General features: G+C 64.3%; 12 protein-coding genes. 5 read left to right on the top strand and 7 right to left on the bottom strand.

All coding sequences use genetic code 11. From position 1 onward, the window contains the following. Window positions 1-121 precede the first annotated feature (121 nt). The 4 genes from YU9_RS0105515 (at window position 122) to YU9_RS44550 (ending at window position 7,556) form a co-directional block, all read left to right on the top strand. Window positions 122-448, top strand: a complete 327-nt coding sequence (locus YU9_RS0105515) for a nuclear transport factor 2 family protein (protein ID WP_027571878.1) — start codon at window positions 122-124, stop codon at window positions 446-448. A 461-nt stretch (window positions 449-909) separates the two neighbouring features. Then, the gene (locus YU9_RS0105510; protein WP_027571877.1) at window positions 910-2,415 is read left to right on the top strand and encodes a glucan biosynthesis protein G; all 1,506 of its coding nucleotides are present in this window, start codon (window positions 910-912) and stop codon (window positions 2,413-2,415) included. Next, entirely contained in the window at window positions 2,403-4,544 is a 2,142-nt protein-coding gene (gene mdoH, locus YU9_RS0105505) for a glucans biosynthesis glucosyltransferase MdoH (protein WP_027571876.1), read from the top strand. Before YU9_RS0105510 ends, mdoH begins: the two co-directional genes overlap by 13 nt. Window positions 4,545-4,814: 270 nt before the next feature. Further along, window positions 4,815-7,556 carry a TIR domain-containing protein gene (locus YU9_RS44550; protein ID WP_027571875.1) on the top strand — a complete coding sequence of 914 codons (2,742 nt, stop codon included), beginning with the start codon at window positions 4,815-4,817 and terminating at the stop codon, window positions 7,554-7,556. Between the two features lie 91 nt (window positions 7,557-7,647). Here YU9_RS44550 and YU9_RS0105495 read toward each other — a convergent pair whose 3' ends face one another. The 7 genes from YU9_RS0105495 to YU9_RS0105465 all read right to left on the bottom strand — a co-directional run bounded on the left by YU9_RS0105495 (window position 7,648) and on the right by YU9_RS0105465 (window position 16,451). Then, window positions 7,648-9,288, bottom strand: a complete 1,641-nt coding sequence (locus tag YU9_RS0105495) for an amidase family protein (RefSeq protein ID WP_027571874.1) — start codon at window positions 9,286-9,288, stop codon at window positions 7,648-7,650. Window positions 9,289-9,517: 229 nt separating this feature from the next. Further along, window positions 9,518-11,014, bottom strand: a complete 1,497-nt coding sequence (locus YU9_RS0105490) for an ABC transporter substrate-binding protein (RefSeq protein WP_027571873.1) — start codon at window positions 11,012-11,014, stop codon at window positions 9,518-9,520. A gap of 55 nt (window positions 11,015-11,069) precedes the next feature. Then, window positions 11,070-12,074 carry an ABC transporter ATP-binding protein gene (locus YU9_RS0105485; RefSeq protein ID WP_027571872.1) on the bottom strand — a complete coding sequence of 335 codons (1,005 nt, stop codon included), beginning with the start codon at window positions 12,072-12,074 and terminating at the stop codon, window positions 11,070-11,072. Further along, window positions 12,071-13,084 carry an ABC transporter ATP-binding protein gene (locus YU9_RS0105480; protein ID WP_027571871.1) on the bottom strand — a complete coding sequence of 338 codons (1,014 nt, stop codon included), beginning with the start codon at window positions 13,082-13,084 and terminating at the stop codon, window positions 12,071-12,073. Before YU9_RS0105480 ends, YU9_RS0105485 begins: the two co-directional genes overlap by 4 nt. Before the next feature lie 2 nt (window positions 13,085-13,086). Next, complete coding sequence (locus YU9_RS0105475; RefSeq protein ID WP_027571870.1) at window positions 13,087-13,983, bottom strand: ABC transporter permease; 897 nt, start codon at window positions 13,981-13,983, stop codon at window positions 13,087-13,089. Next, window positions 13,980-14,930 carry an ABC transporter permease gene (locus tag YU9_RS0105470; RefSeq protein ID WP_027571869.1) on the bottom strand — a complete coding sequence of 317 codons (951 nt, stop codon included), beginning with the start codon at window positions 14,928-14,930 and terminating at the stop codon, window positions 13,980-13,982. Before YU9_RS0105470 ends, YU9_RS0105475 begins: the two co-directional genes overlap by 4 nt. A gap of 99 nt (window positions 14,931-15,029) precedes the next feature. Further along, window positions 15,030-16,451, bottom strand: coding sequence for an amidase (locus YU9_RS0105465; RefSeq protein ID WP_027571868.1), 1,422 nt, complete (start codon window positions 16,449-16,451; stop codon window positions 15,030-15,032). 124 nt (window positions 16,452-16,575) lie between these two features. Here YU9_RS0105465 and YU9_RS0105460 point away from each other — a divergent pair, with 124 nt between their 5' ends. Then, entirely contained in the window at window positions 16,576-17,463 is an 888-nt protein-coding gene (locus tag YU9_RS0105460) for a LysR family transcriptional regulator (RefSeq protein ID WP_027571867.1), read from the top strand. Window positions 17,464-17,609: the final 146 nt, after the last annotated feature.

The raw sequence follows: 17,609 nt of genomic DNA, 5'->3' as shown, positions 1-17,609 counted from the left end.
TTCGGCATATGGCCGGAACCGGGTGGGGTATTAAAATACAATTAATCGATCGGAGAAAGAGGCTTAGCGGGGTTAACCCTACCTAAAATTGCAGGTTTTAACGGTATGTGGGTGAGAAAATATGTCGTTTGACCCGATGGCCGTTGCGATTGACTGGCTGGATGCCTACCGCGCGGGCGATATCGAAGCGATCTTGGACATGTATGCCGAAGATGCCGTGGTTCACTGCGGCTGCGGCGACGTCAAAACCATTACCGGCCGCGAGGCACTTCGTGCCCATTGGGTCGATCGCCTCCGAGACTATCCGGCAGGCAAATTGGACGATCTCAATCCTTCGCACGACGGGACCGTCATCTCCTACATCACCAGTACTGGTGTCATGACTGCGCTTTTTGCGTTTGACGCCGCCGGGAGGATTAAGGAGCTGAACTGCGGTCCCTCACACTAGACCCGCGGCGTGATCCGAGCCCGCAGGTCACATGCTCCCTATATCCAGGGCCTCCGGTCCGACTAGCTAGGCAGACATCCTCGGGCTTGTTCGGCTTATCTTAATGAAGCCACAAGCGGGAATGCTGGAGCGCCATTCGCTTGGTTCCAACAAGACCGGCAACGTCTCCTCTCACTGCTGCAACCCTGAAGCAGTGCCCGCGATGATATCCCATCACCGGTCGTGACGCGAAAGCATCGAGCGTGCTTCGCGGCTCTTCGTGATCCTCTTGTAGCCGCGAGCCAGCTCGACCGCAGTCACGTGTGCTGACGGCCTATCAGACATCTTCGCGCTTGGCGCCGGCTCGTAGCGGCGGCCGGACTTTCGAATGTTCTGCCGAAACGACATTGTCGCACCCGTTTCCGCGGAACTACGAGGAACATCGACCGTTTCCCACGTTGGCTTCATTCGGAGACGTGAGTTTGAACCGGCGCCAATTCCTTCGTGCATCGGCTGCTGTTTCAGCTGCCGCTATGCTCCCGCGTGCAACGGATGCCCAAGCGGGCGCGTCCTTCAGCCCATCCTACGTGCGCCAACTTGCTCGCTCCCTTGCGGCCAAGCCATTCGAGCCTCCTGACGAGAAGCTGCCGACTGCGTTGGCGAACCTCAACTACGACCAATACCGATCCATTCGTTTCGTACCCGACAAGGCGCTGTGGCGTGATGATAAGCTGCCGTTCGAGGTGCAATTCTTCCACCGCGGCTTTTTCTACAAGAACAGGGTCGACATCTTTCAGGTGGCGGACAGGAGTGTCATGCCGGTGCCGTATCGACGCGGCGACTTCTCCTTCGGAGAAGGTCTCGGGCAATGGCAAGATGCCGACATCGGCTTTGCCGGATTCCGCATTCATGCTCCGATCAACAAACCGGATTACTATGATGAGGTTTGTGTGTTCCTGGGCGCCAGTTACTTCCGAGCCGTCGCGAAAGGACAGACATATGGTCTGTCCGCACGCGGACTCGCGATAGATACCGGCGAAGCCAAAGGCGAAGAGTTCCCGGTCTTCAAGACGTTCTGGCTGGAGAAGCCGGCGCCAAATGCCACTTCCATCGTGGTGCACGCGCTGCTGGATAGCAAAAGCGCGGCAGCAAGCTACCGATTCACGATTCGGCCGGGCCAAGCCACGGTCTTCGATGTCGAGATGGCTCTCTATCCTCGCGTCGACGTCGAACATGCCGGGCTTGCGCCAATGACCAGCATGTTCTTCTTCGGGCCGGCCGACCGCAAGGATGTCGACGATTTCCGCCCCGCGGTTCACGACTCGGATGGACTTGCGATGTTCAACGGCAGAGGTGAACAACTCTGGCGGCCGCTCAACAATCCGCACGATCTGCAGATTAGCAGCTTTTCGGATGTCCATCCCGGCGGCTTCGGCCTGATGCAGCGGGAGAGGAACTTTTTTGCTTATCAGGATCTCGAATCCAGCTTCGAAAGACGCCCAAGCTTGTGGTTCGAGCCGATCGGCGATTGGGGAGAGGGAGCGGTAAAATTATTCGAGATACCGACCAAGGAGGAAGGCCACGACAACATCGCCGCGCTCTGGCAGCCGAAGCAGCCGCTGGCAGCAAAGAGCGAGCATATCTTTACTTATCGGCTGCACTGGGGGCCGGACGCGCCGAAACCCAAGGCATTGGCACGATTCACTCGCACCGGGATTGGCAGCCGGGGCAGTGACGGCAAACTGTTTGTGTTGGAACTTATGGGAGACCAACTCAAAGAGATCGATGCCAAGACCATCAAAGGCGTGGTGACCGCCGAAAAGGCCGAGATCAGCAACATCGTCACGCAACCCAATCCCATCACGGGTGGGTGGCGTCTAAGCTTCCAATGCGCGGTCAAGAGACAAGCGGCGATCGAGTTGCGCGCCTTCCTGGCTCAGAACGATGAGCCGGTCTCGGAAGTATGGGTCTATCGATGGACGCCCTGAAGCTGTCGCCCACGCCGCCGCACGATGCCCTTGGCTGCCCGTTCTTGCCGCCAGAAAGCCCCCTTCAAATGCCGCCGTGCCGGCTGGATCACGCGGGTGAAGCGAGACGATCGCCGGTGCATCCGGGTGCCACTTTGATGGTTCGCCGCCTCTTCCTTTTTTCCGGAACCGGGGTCCTGACGCTTGCCGGCGGCTACGGCATGTATGACGTCGTGAAGGTTGGCGGCGTGACGTTTCTCGAGGCGATGCTGCTCGGGCTGTTCCTCGTGCTGCTCGCCTGGATCGCATTGTCCTTCATGTCAGCGCTTGCTGGATGTCTTGTCCTGCTGACGCGCAGGCGGCCCGGTCTTCCGATCGACACGAGGTGCCCGCTGCCTCGTGTAACGTCGCGGACGGCCATGCTCTTGCCGATCTATAACGAGGATCCGCACCATATCATGGCGCGGCTGCGCGCGATGTATGAATCCGTCAACGCGACGAGAGCCGGGAAGCAATTCGACTGGTTTTTGCTGAGCGATACGACCGATCCGGACATCTGGATCCGTGAAGAGATGGCGTTTATTCGCCTGCGCCGCGCCTGCGGCGGAGATCGGCTGTATTACCGGCATCGCTCCGACAATACCGCGCGCAAGTCCGGCAACATCGCCGACTGGGTCAGGAGATTCGGCGCAAATTATGACTTCATGATCGTTCTCGACGCGGACAGCCTGATGGAAGGAGACACGATCGTCCGCCTTGTCCACGCGATGGAAGCTCATCCCGCTGCCGCACTGATCCAGACACAGCCGGTCATCGTCAACGCGCGCACCATGTTCAGCAGGCTACAGCAGTTCTCGGGACGCATGTACGGCCCCATCATCGCAGCCGGGAATGCCTGGTGGCACGGTGGCGACAGCAACTATTGGGGCCACAACGCCATCATCCGGCTCCAGGCCTTCGCTGCGGAGGCTGGACTGCCGGAGCTGCGTGGTCGCAAACCTTTCGGCGGGCACATTCTGAGCCACGATTTTGTCGAGGCCGCGTTGATGCGCCGTGCAGGCTGGGCGATCTTTATGGCACCAGCCGTTGGCGGCAGCTTTGAAGAAGTCCCACCCTCGATTCTGGATTTTGCGGGAAGAGACCGTCGCTGGTGCCAGGGCAACCTTCAGCATCTCGCGGTGCTGCCCGCGCGCGGGCTGCACTGGATATCGAGGCTGCATCTGCTGACCGGGATCGGCTCCTACCTGGCCGCCCCGCTTTGGCTTCTGTTCCTGGTGCTCGGCCTGCTCATTTCACTGCAAGCGCACTTCATCCGACCGGAATACTTTCCGAAGGGTTTCAGCCTGTTTCCGACCTGGCCGCAACAGGACCCCGTCCTTGCCGCCTGGGTCTTCGCCGCCACAATGGGGCTTCTCGTCCTGCCGAAGTTGCTGGCTTATCTTGTGATGATCAGCAACCGCGAAGAGCGGAGTGGCTTTGCAGGAAGCTCGCGCGCATTTGCTGGGGTCGTTTGCGAGACGCTCATCTCCGCATTGATCGCGCCCTGCATGATGATCTTCCAAAGCAAGGCCGTCATGGAGACTCTCGTTGGCCTGGACGCCGGCTGGCAAGTGCAGCGCCGGAGCGACGGAGAGCTTGCTCTCGGCGAAGTGTATCGCAAGTTCGCCGGCCCCGCGCTCTGCGGGCTGGCCCTGTCGCTCAGCGCCTATGTTGTTTCCTTGCCTCTACTGCTCTGGATGTCGCCGGTGGTGCTGGGCCTTCTGCTTTCAATTCCCTTGGGCATCGCAACGTCCTCACGATTGAGGCGCCCCGGAGTCTTTGCCACGCCGGAAACCAACACCCCACCTGCTGTGCTGCTCCGTGCAAATGAACTCGCTGCATCCGAGCCCACCGAAATGGCCGGCGCGCTACACCAGCTCCGCCAGGATTCGGAGCTGCTGGGCGAGCATCTGGGCTCGCTATCCCTTCCCGGTCCGCGCAGGTTTGGGCCCGTCGACGTGCCTCTTGCCACGGCAACGGTCAAAATCGAGGAATGCGAAAGCCTGGAGGACGCCGCTGCGTGGCTCGACAAATCGGAGCTGCGCGCCGTTCTTGGCCATCCCGCATTGCTCAAGAAGGTCCTTGCGCTGCCTCCCAACGAGCAAGAGTAGCGGCAGGGCTAAGAGTGAAGGTGATGTCTGCTTCGGGGTCATGAGCTGCCGATCGCAGCCGCTCTTCGCAACGTCCTCTCTACACCCAACAACTGACGCGCCGATCGCCTCGGGCTTATTGGTACCGTGAAGGCCCCATCCTGCAAGTAGGGCGTTTCGGGTCCGTACCTTTGAACGGCTAAGATTGACAGCAACGGTTGTTGGAGATCAAGATTACAATCGGTCGACGCAGCGGGCGCACGAAAACCCCGGTGCGGAATAGGAGCCTCCATGAGCTCGCCAGCGCCGGACGAATCGCCGTTCGCCCATGACATGTTCATCAGCTACTCGCGGAAGGATCTGCAATTTGCGCAGCTGCTCGAGCGCGCGTTGGCAACTTACTCGCCGCCGAAGGGTCTGGGCGTGCCCGCTCGCCGACTGCGGGTCTTTCGCGACCAAAGTGACCTGACCGGCGTCGAATATCATCAATCGATCGCGCGTCACCTGCGCGACTCGCGCAAGCTCATCCTGCTCTGTTCACCCCACGCGCGCGCGAGCTCGTTCGTCAACGACGAGGTCAAGCAGTTCGCCGCGGCGCGCGGCGCGGAGAACATCATTCCGCTTCTCATCGGTGGGCTTCCCAACAACGAGGCCTCGCCCGATCAAGAGGCACTGAAAGCCTTCCCCGAGGCGCTCTGTGAAGCGATGCAAATGCCGCTGGCCGGCGACTATCGCAATTTCGACACGCGCAGGGACAAGCTCGACAAGGGCACGTTCCAGGGCTCCTGGTATACGCTGCTCGCAAACCTGCTTGACCTCCGCCGCAGCGAAATCGAACAGCGCGACCGCAAGCGCGCGGCGAGGCGGCGGGCCGTTGCGATCGGGACCGTCTTCGGCGTCATGGCGGTGCTGTCGATTGCTTTCGTCGTCACACTTTTCGCACAACGTGAAGCCGTGAGACAGCGTGACCAGGCCGAGCACAGACGTATCGTCGCGCTGGTCAAGCTGGTGGCAGGCCGTGCAATCGAGCAGGCGGAGCACGGCACCACGATGTGGGGCAAGCTGCTCGCCCGACAGGCCTTCCTCTTCAATGAGCGCGTGAACGGCGAAGCGCTCGCGGACGTGGACGCGGCTCTCCGCATCAACACCAAAACCCCGGCAACGACGACGGTGGAGTTGCGCGCCGACAAGCCAACCCACGTGACCGCAGTGAACCGGCAGGGAACGCTTCTCGCATCGGGCACAAATGACGTGATCAACCTCTGGAGTCTTGCGGAGGCAGATGCGCCTCCGCGCCTTCTGAAGGGTCACATGACCGATGTCGTCGCTCTCGCGTTCAGTCCGGACAGCACAACACTCGCCTCCGGGAGTTGGGATCAAACCGTGCGGGTCTGGAACCTCTCGCAAGGCGAGCCCACGTCGCGAGTGCTCCGCGGCCATATCCAATCCGTTCTTGCCGTTGCCTTCAGCCCGGATGGAAAGTCCCTGGCCTCGGGCGGCGACGATGCCACGGTGCGCATCTGGAACCTCGCTGACGCCGCCGCGGAACCGCAGGTCATGCGTGCCCCGAACGGATCGATACATTCGCTGGCCTTCAGCCCGGACGGGAAAACAGTCGCAGCCGGAACGTCGACCGGCAGAGTTCTGCTGTGGGATCGCACCGCGCCGATCGACGCAGCGCCGAGAATGCTCGTAGGTCCGGAGGATTGGGTCACGTCGCTTGCGTTCACGCGCGACGGTCAAGAGCTCGCTGCGGCCATCGGTCGAACCGTCGCGATCTGGCGGCTGAGCGGCCAGGTCATTGAGCCCAGAACCGTCGCGCACGTCCAGCCAGCGTCGGCCGTAGCGTTCAGCAAGGACGGAAGTATTCTCGCCATCGGCACAGTCACCCCGGATGTTCAACTGCGCCAGCTCGCCAATCTCGATGCGCCGCCGATCGTTCTTGCGCGGGCCGCCACCACGGAGTCTATCGCATACAGCGACGATGGCTCGCGTCTCGTCGCGACCGGCAGCGCCGGCGAGAGCGGCGGCCGTCGCGTAAGCCTGCAGACATGGCGCGTTCCGACGGGCTTGCTGGCCGACGAAATATGCAAGGATGTTACGTCGAATCTACCCGCGCGGGCGTGGGAGCAATTCGTCGGTGCAGACATTCCATACGAGCGTACGTGCACCCGGCACCCGGTGCATCCCGACTATTACTTCATGGTGGAACAGCTCGCGCGTGCCGGCGAAATGGATCGCGCCAGTGTCTTGTACCGGCGGGTCGATGAACTAACCTATCCCGGCGAGAAGCCGCGTGACCGTCGGGCGGAACTGAATCGCCTCGCTGCGGAAGGCCTCGTCATCCGCGGCACGGCGGCGGCGACGAACGGCGATGTCAACGGCGGACTCGCCTTGCTCCGCAAAGCGGTCGCGTTCGACCGATCGCAGAAACTCGATGCTGAAGCCACCGCGCGAAAAGCCAGTGCTAAGCATTTTCGTCGTGAAGGCGAACGACGAGCCTGGGAAGGCGATTTCGAAGCAGCACTGCCGCTCTACATACAAGCCAAAGAGCTTGACGCGACTCTCGAGTTCGATCCGCGACAGGTCGCGCAGTACGCGGCGGGTGGCCTCATCAAAAGAGGGATCATCCTGTCCTATCGTGGTGACATCAAGCGGGCTCTCGCGACTTTGGAGCGCGCATTGGAGCTCGATCCGAAGCGAGAGATGACGAGCGAGGAGTGGAACCAGCTTTGCTGGAACGGCAGCGTGTGGGGTCACGCAGCCGAGGTGATGTTCGCTTGCGGGCGTGCCGTCGAGATGACCGACGGCTTCGATCGTTTGGGCAGTGTCGATAGTCGCGGCCTCGCGCGAGCGTCGGTTGGCAACCTCCAGGGGGCGCTGGCAGATTTTCGCGATTTTCTCGATCTTTCGTCGCTGGCAGATGGGATCGACGACGTCATCGCGCAAAGAAAATCGTGGATTGCGCAGCTGGAGCGCGGCGAGAACCCCATCACACCTGAAGTGCTCGCGGAGCTCCAGCGCAAGCTATAGAGCTGCCCGGCGCGCGGAGGCAACTCCGAGGAATTGATGCGATATGCGCGCCCGAGCACTTGCTCGCAGACAAACGCGCGAGCTGTGAAGGCTAAAGCGCCGGCAAGCCGGGCGGCGGCTTGCGCATATTGGAGGCCTGCTCATAGGCGTAGGCCAGGCGCAGCAGCTTGTGCTCGCTCCAGGCGCGGCCTGCGAAGGCGACGCCGAACGGATAGTCGGGTGTGTCCTTGCCACCGGCGCCCGACACGAAGCCGCCAGGCACCATGACGCTGGGATAGCCTGCCCTGGCGGCGATGGCGGCACCGGTGGCGCCGGGGAACAGGATCGCGTCCAGCTTGTACTGGTTCATATAGGCGTCCATGCCCCGGGTCCTGGCGGTGAGCAGGTCCATCGCGCGCGCCGACTTGTACTCGCGCTCGCTGAGGTCACCCCTGGTCGCGTTGGCGGCGAGGAACAGGTCCTGGCCGAAACGCAGCGCCCTTTCGGCATTGGCGGCGTTGAAGGCGACGACATCGCCGATGGTCCTGATGTCGGTGTCGGTAGCCCAATCCTTCAGATAGAGGTTGAGGTCATGCTTCAGCTCGTAGAGGAAGACGATCCGCTGCGGAGTCGGATTGCCCTTATTCGCGCTCAGCGGATTGCGGTTGAGCACGGCCATAGTGGTGCCGGGTCCGTTCATCCAGCCGGCTGGCGGCATGCTGGCGCGCACGATGGTGGCGCCGAGATCCTCCAGCACCTTGATCGCATCGGCCATCAGCCTGGCCCCGTCGAGTGGCAACTTGCCGTAGAAGCAATCGTTCAGCGGATCGGCGGGGTCGCTCGGCACGCCGATGCGCGCACCCTTCATCGCGTCGGTGGCGAGGCCGGCGGTGTAATCGGCCGGCCGCCGCTGCTTCTGCGTCGCGTGATCGAGCGGATCCTTCGCAGCGAGTACGTTGAGCAGCAGCGCCGCGTCGCGCACGGTCCGCGTCATCGGTCCCGCGGTGTCCTGGCTGTGCGAGATCGGCACGATGCCGGCTCGGCTGATCAGCCCGACGGTGGGCTTCACGGTGACGAGGCCATTCCGGCTGGCCGGATGCAGCAGCGAGCCCGAGGTCTCGGTGCCGATGGAGGCCGCGCACAGGCCAGCCGCCACGGCGACAGCCGAACCCGAGCTTGAGCCGCCGGGGTCCACGAGCGGGATGCCGTGACCGTCGGCCAGCGCCGGCACGTAGGGATTCTTGACCTGGCCGCGCAGCGATGAGTAGCCCGAGGGCATGTCGATCGCGATGATGTTGGCGAACTCCGTCAGGTTCGCCTTGCCCAGCACCACCGCGCCGGCCTCGCGCAGCAGCTTGACGAGCGTAGCATCGTCCCTGGCGTGCGCGCCTTCCAGCGCCAGCGAGCCCGCCGTCGTCGGCTGCTTGTCGCCGGTCGCGATATTGTCCTTGAGCAGAATGGGCACGCCGGCTAGCGGCCGCCTGGCCGACGGCTTCATGCCGTCGAGCCTGCCCGCGATCGCGAGTGCATCGGGATTGAGCGCGCGTACCGAGTTGAGCTTGGGCCCATCGCGGTCGTAGGCCTCAATGCGCGCGAGATAGGCTTTGACCAGCGCTGTGGCAGTGACATGCCCACTGGCCAACGCATGAGCGATATCGCTCATCGACGCATGATCGAGCTCTAGGGAGATCGGCGCCTCGGCGATGGCGGCGGCGGCGGCGGCGCCGGCATCGCGGCGGGATGGCTTCTGCACGGCTGCCTCGCCTGACGGCGCGTCCCTGACCACGAGACCGCGACGATGGCATCATGCCAGTGTTTTGCCCGACGGGTCAACGGCTCGGCGCATCGCGTCGACCAGCAAACGCGCAACCCGCAAGCCATTGAAATGACTACGCCCGGCTACTGTGCATGGGGTTGTTTTTTCTTTTTTGTTTGGAGTGCCCTCTCCCGCAAGCGGAGAGGGCACAGCAACGGACGCCGCCCTACTCCCAATGCCACGTCGAGAAATCGTTCTCGTATTGCGGGACGTCCTTCCAGACGCCCTTCAGCTTCTTGTTGGTGATGGTGATGAGCTGCGGCTGGTACAGGTAGGCGGAGACGGCATCGGTCGCGAGCATGCGCTGGGCGTCGCCGAGCAGCTTTGCGCGGGCGGCCTCGTCCGGCGTCGAGACGATCTGCTTGTAGAGCGCGTTGAACTTCTCGTTGTTGTAACCGAGATAGTAGTCGGGCTCGGTGATCTTGACGAGGTCGAACGGCTCAACATGGCTGACGATGGTCAGATCGAAATTGTGCGGACCGTTGCCGGCGAACACCTGCGACAGCCACTGCGCCCATTCGACGTTCTCGATCTTGGCGACGATGCCGACCTTGGCGAGCTGGGCTGCAGCGATCTCGCCGCCCTGCCGCGCGTAGGACGGCGGCGGCAGCTTCAGCGACAATTCGAGCGGCGTGGTGATGCCGGCTTCAGTGAGCAGCTTCTTGGCCTTTTCAGGGTCGTAGGGGTTGATGCCCGTGGTGTCGACATAGCCGAGCGCGCCAGGCACGTATAAGCTGCCGATCGGCGTACCGAAGCCGTCGACGGCGCCGTCGATCATGGCCTTGCGGTCGATCGCGGCAAGGATGGCTCGGCGGACGCGGACGTCGTCCAGCGGCTTCTTGCGGTGGTTGATCGCGACGATGGTCTTGGCCCTGGAGCCGCCGACCAGCACGGTGAAGCGCGGATCGGCCTTGAACTGAGCCAAGGCGCGCGCCGCGGCGACGCGCGGGAATGCATCGACGTCACCCGACAGCAGCGCCGCCACCTGCGCCGCCGGATCGGAGATGAAGCGGATCGTCACCTTGGACAGCTTGATCGCGGAGGCGTTGCGGTAGTCGGCCCATTTGGTCAGCGTGATCGAGGAGCCCTTGGCCCAGGCGCCAAGCTGATACGGCCCGGTGCCGACCGGTTGCGTCACGTTGGTGGCTGCGCTCTTCGGCTCGACGATCGAGCCGCCCGCCTGCCCGAGCAGGAACGGCAGGTTCGGCTCGGAATATTTCACCGTGATCACGATCGTGTCGGCATCCGGTGCGTCGACCTTCTCGAAGGCCTGGTAGAGGCTCTTATCCTTGTTGGTGCTGGTCGGTGCCGCGTTGCGCTCGAAGGAGAACTTCACCGCCGCGGAATTGAACGGCTCGCCGTTCTGGAATTTGACGCCCTTGCGCAGCTTGAACGTATAGGTCTTCAAATCGGGCGAAGCGGTCCAGCTCTCGGCCAGCAGCGGCGACACGGAGCCGTCCTCGTTGATCTTGGTCAGGGTCTCATAGATGTTGTAGAGCGTGACCTCGGCGATCGCGGCGGCGGCGGCATTGGTGGGATCGAGGCCCGGCGGCTCCAGCGCCATCGCCATGACGACGCTGTCCTTCTTGCTCTGCGCCAGCACCGGCAAAGGCGCCGCGACGAGCGCAGCGGCAAATGCGACGATCGATAGTTTCCTCAACATGTGCAACTCCCCAGCCTGCTGTTGTCTTCAGCCTACGCCAATCCTGGTCCGGACACTAACCTTCCATGGCCGCCTGCGGCAATGCCATCACGGCTTCCGCCTTGTGGCAGGCGGCAAGGTGCCCCTCACCCATCTTGCGTAACTCAGGCGGCACCTCGCGGCAATGCTGGTCGGCAAGGGCGCAGCGCGCGGCATAGGGGCATCCGGTCGCCGCCGCCGATTGCGAGGCGATCGCCTGGGCCCCGCGCCGCCGCCGGCCGCCGCCTGCGCGCGCCCGCGGCACGGCATCCAGGAGCGCCCGCGTATAGGGATGGGCGCAATGCTCGAACAGATCTTCGGGGCGCCCCTGCTCGACGATGCGGCCGAGATACATCACGGCGACCTCGTCGCAGAGATAGTCGACGACGGCGAGGTCGTGGCTGATCAGGATGTAGCTGAGGCCAAACTGCTCCTGGAGGTCCTGCATCAGGTTCAGCACCTGCGCCTGCACGGAGACGTCGAGCGCGGAGACCGGCTCATCGGCGACGATCAGCTTCGGCTGGGTGATCAGCGCACGCGCAATGGCGATGCGCTGGCGCTGGCCTCCGGAGAATTCGTGCGGATACTTGTCCATGTCGGCATCGCGCAAACCCACCTGCCGCAGCACCGCGGCGACGCGTTCGCGGAACGTGGTGCGATCGGCTCCCTCCAGCACGGTCAGCGGCTCGGCGACGATCCGCGCGATGGTCTGGCGCGGATCGAGCGAGCCGTAGGGATCCTGGAACACCATCTGGAAATCGCGCCGCGCTCGGCGCAGCTCGTCGGCCGGGAGGCGGTTGAGATCGCGGCCAAGCAGCGCGACCTGCCCCGAGGTCGGCCGCTCCAGCGCCATCACGACGCGCGCGAAGGTCGACTTGCCGGAGCCGGACTCGCCGACGATGCCGAGGCTCTTGCCGGCCTGGACCTGCACGCTGACGCCGTTGAGCGCGCGCACCTGGCCGGGCGGCCGAAACAGGCTCTCGCGCGGCAGCGTGTAGCGCTGCTCGAGATCCTTCACATCGAGAAGCGGCGCGGTGCTCATGCGGACAGCGCTCCGACATGCTCAGCCATAGAGACATCCGTTCGGATGCAGCGCACGAAGTGGCCAGGGCCGACATCCACCATCGGCGGCAGCGCGGCGCGGCAGGCATCGATCACGAGCGGACATCGATCGGAGAAGGTGCAGCCGGACGGCAGATCGGCAAGCTCCGGCACCGTGCCCGAGATCGTCTTCAGCCGCGTCCCCTTGCGCGCGCCGAGCTTCGGCCGCGCGCGGAACAGGCCCTGCGTGTAGGGATGGCCCATGCGGCGGAACACCTCGTCGGTCGGCCCGCTCTCTACGACGGTGCCGCCATACATCACCATCATGCGCTGCACGTTCTCGGCGATGACGCCGAGATCGTGCGAGATCAGGATCATCGACATGCTGCGCTCCTCGACGAGGTCAGCGATCAGGTCGAGGATCTGGCCCTGGATGGTGACGTCGAGCGCGGTGGTCGGCTCGTCCGCGATCAAGAGGTCCGGTTCGCAGGCGAGCGCCATCGCGATGGTGATGCGCTGGCGCTGGCCGCCGGAGAACTGGTGCGGATAGGCGTCGACGCGCCGGATAGCATCGGGCAGCCCGACGCGGTCGAGCAAGGCGACCGCCTCCTTGCGCGCCCGCGCCGCCGAATATTTCTTGTGACGGCGCAGCGGCTCGGCGACCTGGTTGCCGATCGTGTGCATCGGATTGAGCGCGGTCATCGGCTCCTGGAAGATCATGCTGACGCGGTTGCCGCGCAGACGGCAATAATCGGCATCCGAAAGTCCGACGAGCTCATCGCCATCCAGCTTGATGCTGCCGGTCACGGCCGCGCTGTCCGGCAGCAGCCCCATCAACGACAACGCCGTGACCGACTTGCCGCAGCCGGATTCGCCGACGAGCCCGAGCGTCTCGCCGCGCTTGAGCGAGAAGCTGACACCGCGCACCGCCTGCGCCGGCCCGCGGCTGGTGTTGAGGCGGACGCCGAGATTTTCGACTTCGATCAGCATCATGTTGGAGTGCTCGGCCATCATCATCGCTCCCGCGCCAGTCTGGGATCGAGCAGGTCGCGCAATCCGTCGCCGAGGAGATTGAGGCCGAGCACCGCGACGGCAATCGCCGCGCCCGGATAGACCGCGAGCATCGGCGACTGGAACAGCAGCGTCTGCGCATCGTTCAGCATGCGGCCCCAGGACGGCTGCGGCGGCTGCGTGCCAAGGCCGAGATAGGACAGCGCCGCTTCGGCGAGGATGGCGAGCGCGAACTGGATGGTCACCTGCACGATCAGGATCGACAGGATGTTGGGCAGCACGTGCTCGATGGTGATGCGGAATTTTCCTTTCCCCGAGGCGCGCGCGGCCAGCACGAATTCGCGCGCCCAGATCGCGTTGGCCGAGCCGCGCGTCAACCGCGTCAACGTCGGGATCTGGAAGATGCCGATCGCGACGATCGAGGTCACCATGCCCGGCCCCACCGCCGCCGCCAGCATGATCGCGGAGAGCACCGCCGGAAAGGCGAAGGTGAAGTCGGAAAAGCGCATGATGATCTCCTCCGTCCAGCCGCGCCGGGCCGAGGCGATCAGGCCCAGCGTGACGCCGAAGGTGAGACCGATGCTCACGGCGATGACACCGACCATGATGGTGGCGCGGGCCCCCGCAAGCAGCAGCGAGACGATGTCGCGGCCGAAGGAATCGGTGCCGAGCCAGTGCGATCCCGACGGCGGCTTGAGCTTTGCGGCGATGTCGATCTCGTAGGGCGACCAGGGTGTCCAGACCAGGGAGAGCAGCGCAGAACCGATCACCGCAAGCACCAACACGCCACCGAGCACGAAGCTGCGATGCCGCAGCGCCCTCCGCCAAAAGCCCGTGGCGGGGCGCGCCGGCGCGGCGGCTGTCGGCAATCCAACTGCGGCGGCGAGCGGATCACTCACAGGTTATGAACCTTGATACGGGGATCGATGAAGGCGTAGAGGACATCGACCACGAAGTTGACGATGACGACCATGGCAGCGAGCAGCATCACGCAGTTGCGCACCACGATGAGGTCGCGGTTGGCGATCGACTGGAAGATCAGCCGGCCGAGGCCGGGCAGGTAGAACACGTTCTCGATCACGATGGTGCCGGCGAGCAGATTGGCGAATTGCAGCCCCATCACCGTCATCACGGGAATCATGGCGTTGCGCAGCACGTGGCGCCACAGCACCTCGCGCTTGCCGAGGCCTTTTGCGCGTGCGGTGCGGACGAAGTCTTCGCGCAGCACTTCGAGCACGGCCGATCGTGTCACGCGCGCGAGGATCGCGGCCTGCACCACCGCAAGCGAGATCGCCGGTAGCAGCAGCGACTTGAGGCCGGGCCAGATGCCGTCCTCCCAGCCGGCAAAGCCGCCTGCCGAGAGCCATTGCAGCCGCACCGCGAACAGCAGCACCAGGAGGATCGCGAACCAGAAGTTCGGCAACGCAATGCCGACCTGGGTCAGCGACATCACACCGACATCGCCGAGCTTGTTGTGATTGGCGGCGGTGTAGATACCGGCCGAGAGCGCCAGCGTCACCGTGATCGTCATCGCCATGATCGCGAGCGGAATGGTCAGCACCAGCCGCTCCGCGATCAGGCTGACGACCGGGGTGCCGTAGACATAGGAGTTGCCGAGATCGCCGACGGCGAAGCCCTTGATCCATTGCAGGTAGCGAACGGCCAGCGGCTGGTCGAGCCCGAGCTTGACGGTGAGCGCGCGGACCGCGTCCGGCGAGGCGTCGGCGCCCATCAACATCTGCGCGGCATTGCCGGGAAGAGCATCGAGCACCAGGAAGATGATCAGCGACGCGCCGACCAGCGTCGCCAGCAAGGTCAACAGACGTCGGAGGACAAAGACGCTCATGCGTGCTCGGCTTCAGGGCTCACCCGCGGCACGATCAACATGTCTGGACGCCGGAGGCAAGTCCTTTGCATACAAGCCCTGTTCTGCACGCCGATCTCCTCAAGCCGGCCAGCGGGACAGAAGATCGCTTGACGCCTCGAACAGTGCGCTCACGCGCAGCAATTCTGCGTCCGCCCGGAAGCGGCCGACGAGCTGAAGCCCGATCGGCAGGCCGTCGCGGGTGAAGCCTGAGGGAAGGCTGATCGCGGGATGGCCGGTCATGTTGAACGGCATGGTCCAGGGGAACCAGTGTGGCCGGACGCTGTCGTAGTGCCGACCATCGATCTCGATGCTGCCGAAGAGGTCCTGCTTGATCGGCAGCGCGGTGCGCGTGAGCGTTGGCATCGCCAGAAAGTGTCCGCGCGCAAGCAGCGATTGCACGCGGCGGAACAGCGCGGTGCGCGCGAACATCGCCTCCTGATAGTCGACGCCGCTGACCTCGGTCGCGAGCGCGAGCTGCTTGAGGAAGGCCTCGCTCAGCTCGTCCTTGTGCTCGGCCGCGAGCTTTGCGAAGCGCGTGCGCCAGACCGTGTGGTTGATGGCGCGCCAGATCGGCTCGATATCGAAACCATCGCCGGAGAATTCCTCGAGCTCGGCGCCGAGCCCGGCCAGCCGGTCGAGACTCGCCTTGAAATTGGCGGCGACTTCCGCGGAGACCGGACGGCCCGGCGGGGTCAGGCAATACAGGATCCTCAAGCCGCGCAGGTCGCCGCGCGGGGCGGCAGTGCCAACGAAGTCGGGCACGGGCACGCCGATCGACCAGGGATCGCAAGGATCCTCTCCCGCCATCGCCTGCATCATCAGCGCGGTATCGGCCACCGTGCGCGTGGTCGGCGTGACATAGGTCTGATTGCCGAACACATCCAGCGCCTGGCTGTGCGGGATCACGCCGTTGCTCTGCTTCAGCCCGACCACGCCGTTGCAGGCCGCCGGAATTCGCGTCGAACCGCCGCCGTCGGTCGCGATGGCCAGCGGCGCGATGCCGCTTGCCACCGCCACCGCCGCGCCGCCGCTGGAGCCGCCGGAGGAGCGGCAGGCGTCCCACGCATTGCGGGTACGACCGAACAAAGGTGAATCGGTGAGGCACTTGCTGCCGAACTCGGGCGTGGTCGTCTTGCCGATCAGGATCGCACCTTCCGCGCGCAGCCGCGCAACGGCCACTGCATCCTCGGTCGGCACGTTGTCCTTGAAGGGAACGGCGCCGAAAGTGGTCTTCACGCCCTTGGTATTGACGATGTCCTTGACGGTGATGGGGATGCCATGCAGCAGGCCGAGCGGTTCGCCGGCCATCACCTTGCGCTCGGCTTCGCGCGCCGCTGCGATCGCCTCATCACCGCACAGAGTGATGAAGCAGTTCAATTGGGGTTGGAGCGCCTCGGCGCGGGCAAGCACGGCGCGGGTGAGCTCGACTGGCGAAATTCGCTTTCCGGCGATGAGACCGCGCAGCTCGGTTGCGGACAAGAGACAGGGATCGCCGTTCATCGTCACATCATGCTCCGAAGCGGGCGGCCATTGGCCCGAAGACATTGACAGCGAGAATGACAGTTTTGTTAACTCGCCGTCCAATACGATTTTGATCGCCAACCCATACGCTCTCTGTATGCCAATGGATCTTCGCCGGCTCCGCTATTTCGTCGCCGTCGCCGAGGCGCGCAGCATCGGCAAGGCCGCCGAGCGGCTCCGGATGGCGCAGCCCCCGCTCTCGGTCCAGATCCGCAAGCTCGAGGCAGAGATCGGCGCGCCGCTGTTCCGCCGCGGCACCCGTGGCATGGATCTGACCGAAGCGGGGCAGGCGTTGCTGGCGCGCGCCAGCGAAGCGCTCGCCCTTGCGGCCGACGGCGCCGAAGCCGCGCGCGCGGTTGCTTCGGGAAGGCGCGGCCGCCTGTCGGTGGGTTACATGTTCGTGCTGGCGAATGCGATGCTGCCGCAGCTCATCCCCGAACTGCGCCGCGCGGTTCCCGGCGTCGACCTCAGCTTCGCCGAGCTCAGCGCTTCGACGCGCGAGGCCCGGGTGCTTGACCGCAGCGTCACGGTCGCGCTGTGCATGCCTGCAATCAATCATCCCGAGATCCAGGTGGCACCGATCGGCGCGCAGCTCTTCATGCTGGCTATGCCGGCCAGTTCGCCGCTCGCCCGCCTGGGCTCCGTGCCGATGGCCCGGTTGCACGGCCGTCCGCTGATCGCTCTGCCGCATCCCGACCATGGTCCCGCATCGTCCGCCGTGGTCCCCCTGCTGCGTCGGCACCAGGTGGTGATGCCGATCGCGAGCCGGGTGGAGACGGTGCATTCGGCGATGAGCCTGGTTCTGGCCGGTGAAGGTTTTGCCATCCTGCCCGCCTGCGCGCAGCTCGGCGCGCCGCGCGGCATCGTGTTCAGGCCGCTGCGCGATGCCACCGACTCCCTCGACATCGCGGTCTGCTGGCGGAGGGATTCCCAGAGCCCGCTGATCGGAACCTTCATCAAATGCGCCGAGAAGGCCGTCGCGCGGATGTGACGTGAGGCCTTCCCCTCTCCCCTTGCGGGACAGGGTGGATCGCCGCGAAGCGGCGAGACGGGTGAGGTGTTCTATCCGCGCGTGACACTGCTAGCCGGGTACGCGGAGACAAACCCCTCCTCCGGCGCTTCGCGCCACCTTCTCCC

It is taken from the genome of Bradyrhizobium sp. WSM1743 (assembly GCF_000473065.1).
Taxonomy (GTDB): Bacteria; Pseudomonadota; Alphaproteobacteria; order Rhizobiales; family Xanthobacteraceae; genus Bradyrhizobium.
The sequence above is the reverse complement of the archived record's forward strand: the minus strand, read 5'-3'. Positions and strand labels throughout refer to the sequence as shown.